The sequence below is a fragment of the Pseudomonas sp. 102515 genome (assembly GCF_031085165.1).
Classification (GTDB): domain Bacteria; phylum Pseudomonadota; class Gammaproteobacteria; order Pseudomonadales; family Pseudomonadaceae; genus Chryseomonas.
Genome location: NZ_JAVHTY010000001.1, coordinates 192,462 through 206,578, shown reverse-complemented (window position 1 = coordinate 206,578; position 14,117 = coordinate 192,462). Strand labels below are relative to the sequence as shown.

The 14,117-nt window shown below is 64.1% G+C and carries 14 protein-coding genes; 6 read left to right on the top strand and 8 right to left on the bottom strand.

Annotated elements, in window-relative coordinates; genetic code table 11:
- Positions 1–430 precede the first annotated feature (430 nt).
- Together RCF34_RS00930 and RCF34_RS00925 are read left to right on the top strand one after the other, a co-directional pair.
- The gene (locus RCF34_RS00930) at positions 431–1,768 is read left to right on the top strand and encodes an aromatic acid/H+ symport family MFS transporter (protein ID WP_308706472.1); all 1,338 of its coding nucleotides are present in this window, start codon (positions 431–433) and stop codon (positions 1,766–1,768) included.
- 20 nt (positions 1,769–1,788) lie between these two features.
- On the top strand, positions 1,789–3,048 hold the full coding sequence (locus RCF34_RS00925) for a gallate dioxygenase (protein WP_308706471.1): 1,260 nt from the start codon (positions 1,789–1,791) through the stop codon (positions 3,046–3,048).
- Positions 3,049–3,470: 422 nt separating this feature from the next.
- On the opposite strand, the gene RCF34_RS00920 is transcribed toward RCF34_RS00925, so the two are convergent.
- Genes RCF34_RS00920 through galB form a run of 3 tightly spaced genes read right to left on the bottom strand, consistent with a single transcriptional unit; the run spans position 3,471 to position 6,012 of the window.
- The gene (locus RCF34_RS00920) at positions 3,471–4,559 is read right to left on the bottom strand and encodes a 4-oxalomesaconate tautomerase (protein ID WP_308706470.1); all 1,089 of its coding nucleotides are present in this window, start codon (positions 4,557–4,559) and stop codon (positions 3,471–3,473) included.
- A 2-nt stretch (positions 4,560–4,561) separates the two neighbouring features.
- Positions 4,562–5,278, bottom strand: coding sequence for a 4-carboxy-4-hydroxy-2-oxoadipate aldolase/oxaloacetate decarboxylase (locus tag RCF34_RS00915; RefSeq protein ID WP_308706469.1), 717 nt, complete (start codon positions 5,276–5,278; stop codon positions 4,562–4,564).
- Positions 5,275–6,012: a 4-oxalmesaconate hydratase gene (gene galB / locus RCF34_RS00910; protein WP_308706468.1), complete on the bottom strand. Its 738-nt coding sequence runs from the start codon at positions 6,010–6,012 to the stop codon at positions 5,275–5,277. Before galB ends, RCF34_RS00915 begins: the two co-directional genes overlap by 4 nt.
- Positions 6,013–6,150: 138 nt before the next feature.
- Between galB and RCF34_RS00905 the strand changes: the two genes are divergently transcribed.
- Positions 6,151–7,371, top strand: coding sequence for a LysR family transcriptional regulator (locus tag RCF34_RS00905; RefSeq protein WP_308706467.1), 1,221 nt, complete (start codon positions 6,151–6,153; stop codon positions 7,369–7,371).
- Here RCF34_RS00905 and RCF34_RS00900 read toward each other — a convergent pair.
- Positions 7,316–7,777, bottom strand: a complete 462-nt coding sequence (locus tag RCF34_RS00900; RefSeq protein ID WP_308707498.1) for an RES family NAD+ phosphorylase — start codon at positions 7,775–7,777, stop codon at positions 7,316–7,318. The two genes, RCF34_RS00905 and RCF34_RS00900, sit on opposite strands and share 56 nt — an antisense overlap.
- A 117-nt stretch (positions 7,778–7,894) precedes the next feature.
- Here RCF34_RS00900 and RCF34_RS00895 point away from each other — a divergent pair, with 117 nt between their 5' ends.
- Together RCF34_RS00895 and RCF34_RS00890 are read left to right on the top strand one after the other, a co-directional pair.
- Positions 7,895–8,146 (top strand): helix-turn-helix domain-containing protein, encoded by a 252-nt coding sequence (locus RCF34_RS00895; protein WP_308706466.1) that lies wholly within the window; start codon positions 7,895–7,897, stop codon positions 8,144–8,146.
- Positions 8,143–9,429, top strand: coding sequence for a HipA domain-containing protein (locus RCF34_RS00890; protein ID WP_308706465.1), 1,287 nt, complete (start codon positions 8,143–8,145; stop codon positions 9,427–9,429). The genes RCF34_RS00895 and RCF34_RS00890 overlap by 4 nt, the downstream gene beginning before the upstream one ends.
- Positions 9,430–9,438: 9 nt before the next feature.
- Here the strand turns inward: RCF34_RS00890 and RCF34_RS00885 are convergent, their stop codons facing one another.
- Both RCF34_RS00885 and RCF34_RS00880 read right to left on the bottom strand, forming a co-directional pair.
- A complete protein-coding gene (locus RCF34_RS00885; RefSeq protein WP_308706464.1) occupies positions 9,439–9,837 on the bottom strand; it encodes a hypothetical protein in 399 nt (132 codons plus the stop codon).
- 35 nt (positions 9,838–9,872) lie between these two features.
- Positions 9,873–10,886: a 1-aminocyclopropane-1-carboxylate deaminase gene (locus RCF34_RS00880; protein ID WP_308706463.1), complete on the bottom strand. Its 1,014-nt coding sequence runs from the start codon at positions 10,884–10,886 to the stop codon at positions 9,873–9,875.
- Between the two features lie 159 nt (positions 10,887–11,045).
- On the opposite strand from RCF34_RS00880, the gene RCF34_RS00875 reads away from it, so the two are divergent.
- A complete protein-coding gene (locus RCF34_RS00875) occupies positions 11,046–11,516 on the top strand; it encodes an Lrp/AsnC family transcriptional regulator (protein WP_308706462.1) in 471 nt (156 codons plus the stop codon).
- A 49-nt stretch (positions 11,517–11,565) separates the two neighbouring features.
- Here RCF34_RS00875 and RCF34_RS00870 read toward each other — a convergent pair whose 3' ends face one another.
- On the bottom strand, positions 11,566–12,720 hold the full coding sequence (locus RCF34_RS00870; protein WP_308706461.1) for a M20 family metallopeptidase: 1,155 nt from the start codon (positions 12,718–12,720) through the stop codon (positions 11,566–11,568).
- Positions 12,720–14,114 (bottom strand): M20 family metallopeptidase, encoded by a 1,395-nt coding sequence (locus RCF34_RS00865; protein WP_308706460.1) that lies wholly within the window; start codon positions 14,112–14,114, stop codon positions 12,720–12,722. Before RCF34_RS00865 ends, RCF34_RS00870 begins: the two co-directional genes overlap by 1 nt.
- Positions 14,115–14,117: the final 3 nt, after the last annotated feature.

Genomic DNA, 14,117 nt, shown 5'->3' with positions numbered 1-14,117 from the left:
CGGCTGACTAAAAGCGCCTTTCGTTGACGCGTCAGGCACTCCGCTGATCGAGCGGCGCGTACGTGAGCTGTGCCGTATCCGGCTTGCGTTCCTCACCTAACGAGAGCCGCCTGCAACGGCTTTCCGCAGTGTCCGTCACTGAGCAGCTCCACAGCCAACTTTGTTCCGCCGACGGTGCTGCCAGAAGCGCAAGGCTAGCCTGGCAGATCCGCCATCATCACGAGAAGACCCAGCGCGCCTGACGGGCTGTGACCCCGTGGACAGCACTGAGGCAAGAGCATGGCCACAAAAAAAAACAGATACCTCGTTAATGATTTGGCTGAGGTGTCCAACAGCCTTCCTCTCTACATTGGGCGTGCCGCAAAGGCGGAAATAGGTCCTGTGTCGCACTGCAACCGGATCGCCACCAATAAAAAAATAGGGTACTCCCATGAGCCTCAACGCTCCCGTCGATGTGAAGGGCTGGATCGACCAGCAACCCATCACCCGCTACCAGTGGGTCATCCTCGTTCTCTGCTTCTTGATCGTCATGTTCGATGGCTTCGACGTTGCGGTAATGGGCTTCATTGCCCCCTCGCTGATGCAGGAGTGGGGACTGTCGCGCGCGGCCTTCGGCCCCGTGATGACCGCCGCCATGATTGGTCTCGCGGTAGGTGCCTTGACGGCAGGCCCCTACGCTGATCGGTTTGGTCGGAAGGCGGTCCTGCTGGTCGCGGTTAGCGGATTCGCCATCCTGAGTCTGGCCTGCGCCTTCGCAAGGACACCTCTGGAGCTGGGGATCCTGCGCTTTCTCTGCGGTATCGCTTTGGGCGCTGCGATGCCCAATTGCACTACCCTGCTCGCCGAATACCTTCCCGAGCGCCGGCGTGCCCTTCTCATCACCCTGATGTTCACCGGCTTCAACCTGGGCTCTGGCGGCGGCGGCTTCCTCGCGGCCTACCTCATCCCCAACTTCGGCTGGAAGGCAGTGCTGGTCGCTGGCGGCGTCCTGCCCTTGGCGCTGCTGCCTTTTCTCTGGTTGCTATTGCCGGAATCGGCGCGATTCATGGCGAATAAAGGCTTCCCCTCTGCCCGCATCGCGTCTGCCCTCAACAAGCTGGGCGGCCACTTCACCGCGTCGACGCGCTTCCTCGCTCACGCGGTGGACACCCAGTCGAAAGCACCCGTGGGCCAATTGTTCGGCGAGCATTACCGGCTGGGTACCTTCGCGCTGTGGATCACCTACTTCATGGGATTGTTGGTGATCTACCTGACCATGGGCTGGCTGCCCACCCTGCTGCGCGATAGCGGTCTTTCGATCGAGCGCGCTGCGACCATCACCGGCCTGTTCCAGCTCGGCGGAACGGTAGGTGCGCTGGTGGTGGGCTGGGTAATGGATCGTCGCGATCCCAACCGGGTCATTGCCCTCGCCTACGCACTCGGCGGTGCCTGCATCCTGCTGCTGGGCAGTTTCGGCCTGGAGTCCGGTTTACTGGCCGTGGGCGTGGCCTTGGCCGGCTTCTGCATGAGTGGCGCTCAGACGGGCCTCAATGCCTTCGCACCGGGGTATTACCCGACCGCCTTCCGCGCAACCGGGGTGAGCTGGATGCTGGGCATCGGTCGCTTCGGCGCCATTTTCGGCTCCCTGATCGGAGGGACAGTCCTCAGCCTTGGCCTATCAACGGCCACCCTGTTCATCTTGCTTGGCTTGCCGGCCTTCCTGGCCACCCTTGCCATCCTCGCCAATGGCATCGCCAGGCGCCAAGCTGCTCCGGCCCTGGCGCCTTGACCTTTTAAAAGGACCTTCAAATGGCTCGTATTCTTGGCGGTCTCGCCGTCTCCCACACCCCTACCATCGGTTTCGCCGTGGATCATGACAAGCGAAACGAAGCCTCCTGGGCGCCGATTTTCGAGGGGTTCGCCCCGGTCCAGGCCTGGCTCGAAGAGCAACGTCCGGATGTCCTGTTCTACATCTTCAATGATCACATCACCTCGTTCTTCTTCGACCATTACAGTCCCTTCGCGCTGGGCGTGGATGATCGCTACGAGGTCGCCGATGAGGGCGGCAATCCTCGCACCCTCCCGGCCGTGGGCGGGCATGCGGTGCTCTCGCGGCATATCGCTGAAAGCCTCATGGCGGACGAGTTCGATATCAGTGTCTTCCGCGACCGGCCGCTGGACCATGGCTTCTTCTCACCGATGTCGGCCCTGCTCCCCCACGAGAACGGCTGGCCGGTCGAAATCGTTCCGCTCCAGCTGGGTGTGCTGCAGTTTCCCATCCCCAGCGCTCGACGCTGCTACAACCTCGGCAAGGCCTTACGACGGGCTATCGAAAGCTTCCCAGAAGACCTGAAGGTCGTGGTGGTTGCCACAGGTGGCCTGTCGCATCAGGTCCATGGGGAACGCTGTGGCTTCAACAACCCAGAGTGGGACGATCAATTCGTCGATCTCCTAGTCAACGATCCGGAGCAGCTGGCACGCCTGACCCTTGCCGAGTACGCCACCCTGGGCGGTATGGAAGGTTCTGAAGTGATCGCCTGGCTGGTGATGCGCGGCGCGCTCTCCGCAACGGTGAGCCTCAAGCACCAGGACTACTACCTACCGTCGATGACCGGTATCGCCACGGTACTGCTGGAGAATCATGCGCGCCCGGTTCCCAGCGATCTACACGATCAGCACCGGTGGCACATGGCGCATCAGCTGGCGGGTATCGAGCAACTGGAGGGGACCTATCCGTTCACCCTGGAAAGGAGTGCTCGTGGCTATCGCCTGAACAAATTCCTTCACCAACTGATCGAGCCACAGTGGCGCGAGCGCTTTCTCAGTGAGCCTGAGGTGTTGTTTGCAGAGGCCGCGCTGAGCGAGGAAGAACGGGCACTGGTCCGTGAACGGGATTGGCGCGGATTGATTCGCTATGGCGTCATCTTCTTCCTGCTGGAAAAGCTGGGCGCCGTGGTTGGCGTACCCAACCTCGTGATCTATGCCGCCATGCGCGGTCAGTCCCTGGAAGACTTCCAGAAGACCCGCAATCAGCAGGTCACCTATTCGGTGGCTGGCAAGAAGGATTAGAGGGTTTCAACAATCTGAACGCTGTCCAGTGAGTGGCCGCTGGGATATGTCCCAGCGGCCACTTGCTTTTCAGCTGGAAGGTCTGTCTGCAAGGCGATGCCTGCCGGAGGGACTGAAGCCGAAAGGTGAACCGCGGTGATATGGCCATGCGGTGATCTCTGCCGGCCCTAGGTCTGTGACCGACTAACGCGCTCGTGCGGCAGTGGTCAGACAGCAGCCTGGGGGGATTGAGCGAGAAATGTAACAAGAGCTGCCCAAAGTCCGATTCCTACGCTGGGTGCCTATGCCCGTCTGGCTACCAGCAAAGGCAGGCTTCGGCGCTAAGCGCGGTGCGCGTCTGCAGATACGGGCGCGCCATCTGTTACTCACTGATGCGTTATGCGCCAGCATCAGGCAGCACATGGCGGCAGGATAGTCCGACGCTAGGATTCGAGAGGACCGCGCCAGATGTCCGAAGGTATCTGCACCTTTCCTTCGAATAGCAGCCGTGCTGTGCGCACCAGGCCACAACCAACGACCTGGCCGCCGGCGCGACGGATTTCGACGGTGAACTCCCCGGTAGGGTGCTCGACCGACAGCCGAAGGTGCTCGCCTGATGGCACTTCTGCAACCTCGGCCGCAACAGACCCTTCGAGTAGGCAAGCCGTGGCCACGCTCACGGCACCAAACACACCGATGGCGGTATGGCAGCGATGCGGGATGAAGGTACGGGTGGCCAAGGCGCCCCCAGCTTTCGGCGCAGCGATCAAACTCAACTTAGGCACGCTACGTTCCCGCACATCGCCCAGGTGCATGCGGGGTCCGACTTGCAGGCGGATGGCTTCCAGCCGGTCTTTGAGATCCGTATCCGCATCCAGCTGCGCGGGGCTTTCCTCGCCGGTAAGCCCGAGGTCAGCCGCCTTGATCAGCACGACCGGCATACCGTTATCGATGCACGTCACGGCGATGCCACCGATCTCATCGCGGACCGCCCCTGTCGGAAGCAGCGCACCGCAGCTGGAGCCGGCGATATCGGCGAACTCGATCACCAGCGAAGCGGCACTTCCAGGGACACCGTCGATGCGTGCATCTCCGGCATACTCGACCTGCCCATCGGGCGTAGGGACATGGGCTACGGCGAGTTGTCCGGTGTTCTCCATGAAAATGCGAACCGGTGTAACCGGGCCGCTGGCGCCGATGAGGCCCCGCTCGATAGCGAACGGGCCTACCCCGGCGAGAATGTTGCCGCAATTCTGGCCGTAGTCGACCCGCGGCTCGTCCACGACGACTTGGGCGAACAGATAGTCGACGTCAGCGTCTGGACGCTGCGAGGGGCGAACGATGGCCACCTTGCTGGTAAGGGAGTCGCCCCCACCAATCCCATCGATCTGGCGGCGATCCGGCGAACCCAGCGCCGCCAGCAGTACCCGGTCCCGTTGATCCCGCTCTTCAGGCAGGTCAGCCGCCAGGAAAAAGGCCCCCTTGGACGTGCCCCCTCGTATGAGCATGCAAGGTATCCGAGTCTGCGGCATCCTTAGTCCTCCAGATCAGCCAGGTGATCCACATACCGCAAGCCTTTTTCAGCCAGACGGGGGCGCATGGCGTAGATGTCCAGCCCGAGCTCCCCGGCGGCCAGGCGCCGGCGCTTTTCCTCTTCTGCCGCAGCGCGGCGATCGGCAGCCGCCAGTACGGTATCTGCCTCCAGGCGTCTGACCACGACGACGCCATCGTCGTCGGCGATGATGGCGTCACCCGGCTGGATCAGTTGACCACCGCAGAGCAGCGGCACGTTTACCGATCCCAGCGTTTCCTTGACTGTGCCTTGGGCATTGATGGCGCTCGACCAGACGGCGAAGCCCATTTCGCGCAGGGTTCGGGTATCCCGAACGCCCGCATCGACCACCAGGCCCCGAACGCCGCGAGCCTGCAACGAGGTTGCCAGCAGATCGCCGAAGTAGCCGTCATGACAGGTGGAGCTGGGTGCCACCACGAGAATATCGCCTGGCTGACACTGCTCTACGGCAACGTGAAACATCCAGTTGTCTCCCGGCGCCACGAGTACCGTCACTGCGCTGCCCGCGATCCCGACGTCGCGCTGGATCGGGCGCAATCCGGGATTCAACAGCCCCTTGCGACCCTGGGCTTCGTGCACGGTAGCGACCCCGTGGAGAGACAGCCGATCCAGCACATTCGACGCGGCGCGCTCGATATGGCGTACCACAACGCCCGTCCTGCCTACCAGGCTGCTCACGACAGATTCTCCGTCACGCGCGGGAAGATGCTCTGATATCCCTCACCGTAGACAATGTTCTTGGACGAGGTGATGCCGACGTTGCGCTTGGCCTGCACACCGCGCTGCAGGGCGACCCGAGTGTAGTACTCCCAGAGGTGTTCCTGTCCTGCCATGCACTGGATAGCGGCGAACTTCTTGTCCCAGACGTCGGTGATATCGAGCAGAACGTCAGGGCGCCACTCGCATTGCTCAGGCTGATGCGGCTCGAACTGATAGACCGGCGGAGCCCCGATGATGGGCTCACCAGGGCGATAGCCCTCGGCCTGAGCGATGATCCGCGCTTCCTGCGCCAGGTGCGCGGCCAACGGGTGATCGTAGTTGTACGGATCTTTCAACGAGTGGGTCAGGACGAACTCGGGCTGCACGCGACGGAAGACGTCGGCCAGGCGAAAGAGCACCTCCTTGTCTGCCCGCATGGGGTAGTCCCCGATATCGAAGAACTCGATGCTGGCACCAAGAATCTCCGCTGCAGCCTGCGCCTCTTCACGGCGAGCGGCCTTGACCCGCGCTTCAGTCATCTCGCCCTTGCGCCACAGTTTGGCGGACTCACCACGCTCGCCGAAGGACAGGCAAACGACGTGCGCCTGATAGCCTTGCTGCGCGTGCAAGGCGATAGCGCCGCCAGCACGCCAGACGAAGTCGGCAGAGTGGGCGCTAACGACCAGTGCTGTTCGGGGGGAACTCGAGTTCATGGGACGTACTCCTGTTGTTTCGCTAGAGGCTCGCATGGGGCTGGCGTCCGGCCTACTGCGATTGAGCACAGGGGGTATACGTTTTACTTATGTCACTGAGCGAGACATAGTGGGCTCCGGTCTCAGAGGCAGACGCTGATGCGTGAGCTCCCTAACCTGATGCAATTACGTGCCTTTCTCCGCGTTGCGCAGCACGAAAGCGTGTCCCGTGCGGCCGATACGCTCTATCGCGCTCAATCCGTGGTCACCCGAGCCATCCGAGATCTGGAGCTACGTCTGGGCGCGCCACTGTTCGAAAGACATGCGAACGGTATGCGTCTCACTGCTCAGGGCGTCTGCATACGTCCGCGCGCTCAGCGCGCCCTGGATGAACTCAATCGGGTTCCGTCATTGCTCGATGTGTCGCACAAGGTCGCTGTCGAACCGCTGTACCTCTTGCATACCAGGCGCTTGGAAATCTTCATAAAGCTCTGCGATACGCACCATATGCAGACGGTCGCCAGCCTTTTCGGTCTGACGCAGCCGGCCATAAGCGCGGCGATCAAGGTGCTTGAAGGAGGGACAGGAACGCTGCTGTTCGAGCGCTCGCCTAAAGGCTTGCTGCCTACACGTGCCGGTCGTGAAATTTCGGTGTCAGTTCGTCGAGCAGTCAACGAACTGCGTCACCTGGATAGCGATCTCGCCGCCTTGAACGGCCAACTTGAAGGTCGGGTAGCGGTTGGCGCCCTCCCGCTCTGCCGCACGACGATCCTGCCGGATGCCGTCCTGCGTCTGATATCCGCACATCCCAAGGTTCAGGTCGTAACCAACGAAAGTGCCTTCGAAACGCTCGCAACGGATTTACGCTATGGCGATCTTGATTTCATCCTGGGTGCATTGCGGCCCAGCGGGTATGCCAGTGACCTGTACGGCGAGACGCTACTCATCGAGGAGCTGTTGGTCGTAGCACGCGCTGGCCATCCATTGTCCGACCGGAAGCTGGCCATGGAAGATCTCCACGACGCGCAATGGATACTGCCTCGCACAGGGTCGCCCTCTCGTGAGCTATTCGATCAGCATCTCGCTCAGGCCGGACAGACGCTTCCTCGCGCCGCAGTGGAGACCGGAGATCTAGCCGTCATAAGAGGACTTCTTATGAATTCCGATCTGCTAGCCGTCGTTTCAGCGCACCAGATGGATTACGAGCTGGCCAGCCACGCACTCGCGCCTCTCGATATTCCGCTAACGGGTACGAAGAGATCCATCGGCCTGATTCAACGTAACGGTGCCCTGCCTTCGCCAGCAGCATTAGCGCTGATGACGGCTATTCGCTCTGTAGCCTTTGGGCTACCGAACAGCGCAAGTGACACCCGAGATTAGAGCGCGCTCTGATCTCAGAGCCGGCCTTCTGACGCTGCTTGCGTAGCGGCACGCTAGATAGGTCGACGACCTGCAGAGCCGCTTCCAAGCGAACAGTAGAGTGAACCTGTCCGTTGAGCTTTGCTTTGTCGAAGCTTTTGAAGCCGGCTGTATGAGGAACGTCGTGAAAGACGGTTTCCATAAGTGCGCAAGGTAATATCGTGCCTGCGTACAGTGTCGGTATCGCTTTTCCCTTCTCATCCTGGATAGGACTGAAACGGGCATTGCCACGTACTCCAGGATTGAACTGATCAGCCTGGTACTCACTCAGGTGCACTCGGTGGAGCACGGTACCCAGGGCGATCTCGGTGAGCGCTACATGCAGATGCCCCGCCGGCTCGGGCGTGGCAAGGATAGAAATCCTCATGATCGAAAGGATTTCGTATACGCAACGTTCTTGATGGCTCAAATCCTCACGATCTTGAGGATTGCGCTGCGTTTCCCTTTGGCGTTAGCCTGATCCCCACGCTCGTGAGGATAGATCATGCAGGTGATACTCAAGAATGCCGCCGACCTCGGGGCCCTCGTCCGCCAGGCGCGCAAGGCCCAGTCGCTGCGCCAGGACGATGCCGCCGGTAGCCTCGGCGTCAGTGAAAACTTTCTCGGCAAGGTCGAGCGCGGCGGCGAAACCGTCCAGTGGGGCAAGCTGTTCCAGGTATTGGAAGGCCTAGGCGTGCGCCTGATCGTGGATCTGCCCCCCGAGGTGGAAGCCCAGCCGGATACCCGGGCACTATGAGGCGTGAACTCCTGGCCTGGATCGACGACCAACTGGTGGGTCGGCTGGCTGACGAGAACGGTATCTGGTCATTCCAGTACGAAAGCGACTGGCAGGCCTTCGGGCTTTGTCCGCAATTGCCCTTGCAGCGCGAGCCGCTGATCGATGGCAGTTCGCAGCGACCGGTGCAATGGTACTTCGACAACCTGCTGCCCGAGGAAGGCCAGCGGCAACTGCTCGCCCAGGATGCGCGCCTGGATGCCGCCGATGCCTTCGCCCTGCTGGGCTGGTACGGCGCCGAATCCGCCGGCTCCCTCACCTTGCTCGGCGAAGGTCAGCGCCTGCCGCCGGGGGATCGCCGCCCCCTGAGCGATGCCGACCTCTCCCGGCGAATCCGGGCCATGCCGCAGCTGCCGCTGACCCACGAGGCGCACAAGCGCATGTCGCTGGCCGGCGCCCAGCACAAGCTGGCGGTGATCCTCGATGACCAGGGGCTGCAGGAACCCGTGGGCGCCCTGCCCTCCACCCATATCCTCAAGCCGGACCATCCCCATAAGGCCTTCGCCCATTCGGTGATCAACGAGTGGTTCACCATGCGCCTGGCCGGTATGGCTGGGCTGATCGTTCCCGCCGTCGAGCGCCGCTACGTACCCGAGCCGGTCTATCTGATCGAGCGCTTCGACCGCGTCCGTACCCCGGGCGGCTGGCAGCGACGCCATGGCATCGACGCCTGCCAGGTGCTGGGGCTGGATCGTCATTTCAAGTACCAGGCGGGTAGCGTGGAGCGCCTGGCCGAATTGGCCCGGCTGTGCGAAGCGCCCGCCGTGACCCGGACGCGGATGTTCAACTGGCTGGCCTTCAACGTGCTGGTGGGCAATACCGATGCCCATCTGAAGAATCTGGGCTTTCTGGTCTCACCCCGGGGGCTCGCCCTCGCGCCCTGCTATGACCTGCTCTGCACCGCCGTATACGAGAGCCGCGCCTTCGATCAGCAGCGCTGGCCGGACGCGACCACCCTCGCCTGGCCGATCCTGGGTGAAAACCGGCTGGTGGCCATCGACCGCGAGCGACTGCTGGATGCCGCCGAGGTGCTGGGTATCAAGCGCGCGCCGGCCGCCGCCCAGTTGCAACGCATGCGCCAGCGTCTGCCCTCCCAGGCTCAGCAGTTGCTGGAACAGACCGAGCGAGAAAATCAGACCCTGGCCGGCGCGCGACCGGAGCTGCGGGCGGTCTTCGCCGGCGAGTTGCGCTGTCTGCGCGCGATCAGGGCGCTGATCGCCGAACAGGTCGAGCGGCTGGCCTGACGGCCACGCTCAAAGCGGCAACACCGCCAGCAGGCGTTCGCGTCTGAGCTGCTGCAGGCGGACGATCAGCTCCCGCGTGGGCGTGCCGCTCGTGAACTGTTGCAGCCGTTGACCGGCGACCGATCCCAGCCATTCCAGCTCGTTCGAGCCCGCCGGCTCGACCGCCAGCAGCAGGCAGTCACCGCCCAGCCGGGACAACAGCCGTACGATCCGGCTTTGCGGACCTTGGGTGAGCCACTCCTCGTGCAGCCCGCCGAGGTCCTCCAGCTGCAGCACCGGGAGGTCGCTGCAGCCGGGCAAGCCGCTGCGCAATTCCGCCGTTACCGCGGGGTCGAGATCGCCATGCAGGATGACCAGCGCCACGGCCGGTCGGAGGTCGTCTACCGCTGTCCAGAATTGGCTCGTCATGCGGGACCTCCTGGTGATCGGTCGTGGTTTTGGGTTCAGGCGAAGGCGTTGTGGTAGGCGTTGAGCGCCGGGGCACCCCCGAGGTGAACATAGAGTACCCGGCTGCCCTTGGCGATCTCGCCACTGCGCGCCATGGCGATCAGCCCGGCCATGGATTTGCCCTCGTAGACCGGGTCGGTGAGCATCCCCTCCATCTGCGCGGTGTAGCGGATGGCTTCTACGGTGGGGCCATCCGGCAGACCGTAGTCCGGTCCGCAGAAGCGTGGCTCGATGATGACATCCTCTTCGCGGATCTCCTGTTTCAGGCCAATCATCTCGGCGGTATTGCGCGCGATCTTGGTCACCGCGGCGCGGGTCATCTCGGCGTCCGCCGCCGTGTCGATGCCGATCAGGCGGCGTTCCCGCTCCTGGGCGCGAAAGCCCACCACCATGCCGCCCTGGGTAGAACCGGTACAGGTGGCCGTCACCACGGTATCGAAGAAGAGGCCCTGGTCGCGCTCCTGCGCCGCCAGTTCATCGGCAAAATGGGCATAGCCGAGCCCACCCAGGGGATGGTCCGAGGCGCCAGCGGGAATGGCGTAGGGCTTGCCGCCCTCACGACGCACTTCGTCCAGGGCGCGCTCCCAGGTGGCTTTCACCGCGGTGGAGTAGCCCTCGCCTTCCAGCAGCGTCTGGGCACCCATCAGGCGCGACAGCAGGATGTTGCCGACCTTGTCGTAGACCGGGTCTTCCCACTTGGTCCATTCCTCCTGGACCAGGCGGCACTTCATGCCCAGCACCGCGGCGACGGCGGCTACCTGGCGCGTGTGGTTGGACTGGATGTTGCCGATGGACACCAGGGTATCGCAGCCCTGCGCCAGGGCTTCGGCGGCCAGCCATTCCAGCTTGCGTACCTTGTTGCCGCCATAGGCGAGACCGGAGGAGACGTCGTCGCGCTTGGCCCAGAGTTCGATACCGAGGTCCTTGGACATGCGCTCCAGCTTGTGCAGGGGCGACGGGAAATAACCGAGCTTGACGCGGGGAAAACGCTTTTCGAGATCCAGGGACATAGCAGCGACTCCAAGGGTGAGAGAACGCCTTCAATGCTAGGGAAAACCCTGAAAAAGGTGCTTTCGAATGAGCGGTACGAAATCTGCTTTCCTTTTGACCGATTCCCAGAATCCGCGTGGATGTTCCTCCAACAACCGCCTTACAAGGAGAATCTTTCGATGAGCGAAGCTGCGGAACTTACCCTGGTAGAACGCAAGATCCTGCGCGCTCTGCAGCAGGACGGCCGGCTGAGCAATGCCGAGCTGGCGCGCCAGGTTGCCCTGAGCCCGAGCGCCTGTTGGAACCACACGCGCAAGCTGTTCGAGAGCGGCGTCATCACCAGCGTCAGGGCCCATGTGGACCCCAAGGCGGTGCAACGGGAAACCGCGGTACTGGTGGGCGTGGTGCTGGACAGGTCGACCCCGGATTCCTTCCAGGCCTTCGAAGCGGCCGCCCGCGCCCTGCCCCCGGTGCTGGAGTGCTACCTGGTGGCCGGCGACGTCGACTACTTCATCAAGCTCAGGGTCAAGGACATCGCCGCCTTCAATCGGCTGCACAGCGAGCGGCTGATCGCCCTGCCCGGCGTGCGCCAGGTGCGCACCTTTTTCGTGCTGAACGAAGTCAAGACCGAGGGGCTGTTGCCTATCTGAACAGGCGGGGAACGCGGGCGCCGAGCGGCGCCCGGTCGCTGCGCGGGGGTCAGGCCGTGGCGGCGAGCGCGAGGATGGTCGCCACCAGTGCCTGGGTGCGCGGAACCAGGGTGTCGAGCACCAGGAATTCAGCCTCGGTATGCGCCTTGGCGCCGACCGGACCCAGGCCACAGAGGGTGGGCACGCCCAGGCTGGCGGTGAACCCGGAGTCGGCGCAGCCGCCGGTGAATTCGCCCTCGACGCTGAAACCGAGGTCCTGCGCTTCGCGCTGGTAGAGCGCCAGCAGGTCGTGGCTCAGGTGCGCCTCCATCGGCAGGAACAGGCAGGTAGGCTCGACGCGGGCGGTCGTCCCCGGTACCTCCACCTCGGCGACGATGGCCTCGATGCGCGCCTGCAGCGCGGGCCAGTCGGCCAGGGCGACGAAGCGCACGTCCAGGCGCGCTATGGCGCTGGGCGCGACGGTATTGCTGGAGGTGCCGCCCTCGATGAGGCCGACGTTGGTGGTGATGCCGCGCTCGTAGTCGGTCAGGGCGTGCAACTTGACCACCTTGAGCGCCAAGGCCTGGATGGCACTGGCGCCCTCGGCGTGATTGACGCCAGCATGGGCGGCGCGGCCGCTCACGCTGATGGCCAGGGTGGCGCCGCCCTTGCGCGCCTTGACCACGTTGCCACTGACCCGGCCGGGTTCGCAGTTCAGTACGGCGCGGGCGCCGCGTGCCGCCGCTTCCAGGTGCGGGCGAGCCGTGCCGGAACCGATCTCCTCATCACCGGTGTAGAGCACCCGTACCGGAAACGGCAACTCACCGGCGCGCTTGAGCGCGCGCAGCGCGAAGCAACTCGCCACCAGTCCGCCCTTCATGTCCGCGACGCCGGGGCCATAGGCCTGGCTGGCATCGCGGGTGAAGCCACGGCTGGCCACGGTACCCGGCGGAAAGACGGTGTCGCGATGGCCCAACAGCAACACCGCAGCGCCGGTGGCGGGCCCCACCTGGGCGGCGAGGACGTCACCGAAGTCGGCCACCGGCGTCCGGGCGACCTCGATGCCGTCTTCGGCCAGGGCAGCGGTGAGCACGGCACCGACGGCATCGACGCCGGCCTTGTCGTAGCTGTTGGAATCGGTATCGACCAGGCGTTGCAGGAGACGGGTCATCGGCTCGCGCTGGGTGGCGAGCCACTCCAGGGCGGTGGTCTTGGCAAGGGACATCAGCTGCGGCTCCAGCGATCGCCCAGGTCCCAGAAGAGCCCGGCCATGAGTTGCAGCCCCTGCCGCACGACCGGGGCCAGGAGATGCTCGTTGGGCGCGTGCTGGGAGCAGGCAGGATAGGAATGGGGTACCCAGAGGGTGGGCAACTCGAGGATGTCGGCAAAGATGTCATTGGGCAAGCCGCCGCCGAAGTTGGGTAGCAAGGCCGGCTTTTCGCCCAGGGTGCGGGTCAGGGAAGTCATGGCCCAGTCCACCCAGGGATTCTCCGGGTCCAGCCGCGAGGCGTGCAGGATCTCGTCCTTGGTACGGGAAACGCGCACCGCGGCGAACCCCCGTTCGGCCAGGTGCGCCTCGATCAGCGGAATGAACGTCGTGCAGTCGCAGCCGGCGACGAAGCGGATCTGGCAGTGGGCACGGGCGCTGCCGGGAATGGCATTCACCGGTGCCTCGGGATTGCCGGTGGTGAAGGCCAGCAGCTCAAGGGTATTCCAGCCATAGACGCGCTCGGCCGGGGTCAGGCCGGGCTCGCCCCAGTGGGGATCGATAGCCGGATCCCCCGGCGCGCCGCCCACCTCGATGTCGGCCAGGGCACGGCGCACCGGAGCGGGCAGCTCGGTGGGCTTGAGCCCCGCGACCTGGATCTGGCCCTGGGCATCCACCAGGCTGGCCAGGGCATGGGCGAGGATGATGCCGGGATTGGCCAGCAGACCGCCCCAGTTGCCGGAGTGATGGCCGCCTTCGCGCAGGTCCAGGTGCAGGTCGAAATTGAAGGTGCCGCGGGCACCCAGGAACAGCGTTGGCCGGGATGCCGAGACCCGCGGACCGTCGGAGGCGAGGAACAGGTCGGCGGCCAGGGCCTGGCGCTGCTCCTGGCAGAAGGCGCGCAGGCCGACCGAGCCGATCTCCTCGCCCATTTCCAGCAGCAGCTTGACGTTGTAGCCCAGGCGTCCGCCGCGCGCGGCGATCACCTGCTCCAGCGCCGCTAGGTTGAGCAGGTGCTGGCCCTTGTTGTCGGCGGTGCCGCGGCCGTACCAGCGCTCGCCCTGCTCCACCAGCGTCCAGGGCGCGAGACCTTCACGCCAGCGGCTGCCATCGCCGCGCACCACGTCGCCGTGGCCATAGCTGAGCAGGGTCGGCAGCGTCGGGTCCTCGATCCGCTCGGCGATCAGCAAGGGCCCCTTGCCGGCGACCGGGTTATCCAGCCGCCGGCTACTGAAGCCGAGACTGGCGACATAGGGAGCGATGAAGTCATCCAGGTAGCGCTGCAGCTCCGCCTGGCGCTCGGGTTCCTGGCTTTCGGTGGGATGGGCCACGGCGGTGGCGAGCCGCGTACGAAAGGCGCCGCTGTCGAAGTGCGCGGCGGCAAGCTCAAGGGCATGGGTACGGCTGGTCATGGC

Bases quoted from the DNA above. Each gene is read 5' to 3' on its own strand.
- RCF34_RS00930 (WP_308706472.1), top strand. From the start codon at position 431: ATGAGCCTCAACGCTCCCGTCGATGTGAAGGGCTGGATCGACCAGCAA.
- RCF34_RS00925 (WP_308706471.1), top strand. From the start codon at position 1,789: ATGGCTCGTATTCTTGGCGGTCTCGCCGTCTCCCACACCCCTACCATC.
- RCF34_RS00920 (WP_308706470.1), bottom strand. From the start codon at position 4,559: ATGCCGCAGACTCGGATACCTTGCATGCTCATACGAGGGGGCACGTCC.
- galB (WP_308706468.1), bottom strand. From the start codon at position 6,012: ATGAACTCGAGTTCCCCCCGAACAGCACTGGTCGTTAGCGCCCACTCT.
- RCF34_RS00905 (WP_308706467.1), top strand. From the start codon at position 6,151: ATGCGTGAGCTCCCTAACCTGATGCAATTACGTGCCTTTCTCCGCGTT.
- RCF34_RS00900 (WP_308707498.1), bottom strand. From the start codon at position 7,777: ATGAGGATTTCTATCCTTGCCACGCCCGAGCCGGCGGGGCATCTGCAT.
- RCF34_RS00895 (WP_308706466.1), top strand. From the start codon at position 7,895: ATGCAGGTGATACTCAAGAATGCCGCCGACCTCGGGGCCCTCGTCCGC.
- RCF34_RS00890 (WP_308706465.1), top strand. From the start codon at position 8,143: ATGAGGCGTGAACTCCTGGCCTGGATCGACGACCAACTGGTGGGTCGG.
- RCF34_RS00885 (WP_308706464.1), bottom strand. From the start codon at position 9,837: ATGACGAGCCAATTCTGGACAGCGGTAGACGACCTCCGACCGGCCGTG.
- RCF34_RS00880 (WP_308706463.1), bottom strand. From the start codon at position 10,886: ATGTCCCTGGATCTCGAAAAGCGTTTTCCCCGCGTCAAGCTCGGTTAT.
- RCF34_RS00875 (WP_308706462.1), top strand. From the start codon at position 11,046: ATGAGCGAAGCTGCGGAACTTACCCTGGTAGAACGCAAGATCCTGCGC.
- RCF34_RS00870 (WP_308706461.1), bottom strand. From the start codon at position 12,720: ATGTCCCTTGCCAAGACCACCGCCCTGGAGTGGCTCGCCACCCAGCGC.
- RCF34_RS00865 (WP_308706460.1), bottom strand. From the start codon at position 14,114: ATGACCAGCCGTACCCATGCCCTTGAGCTTGCCGCCGCGCACTTCGAC.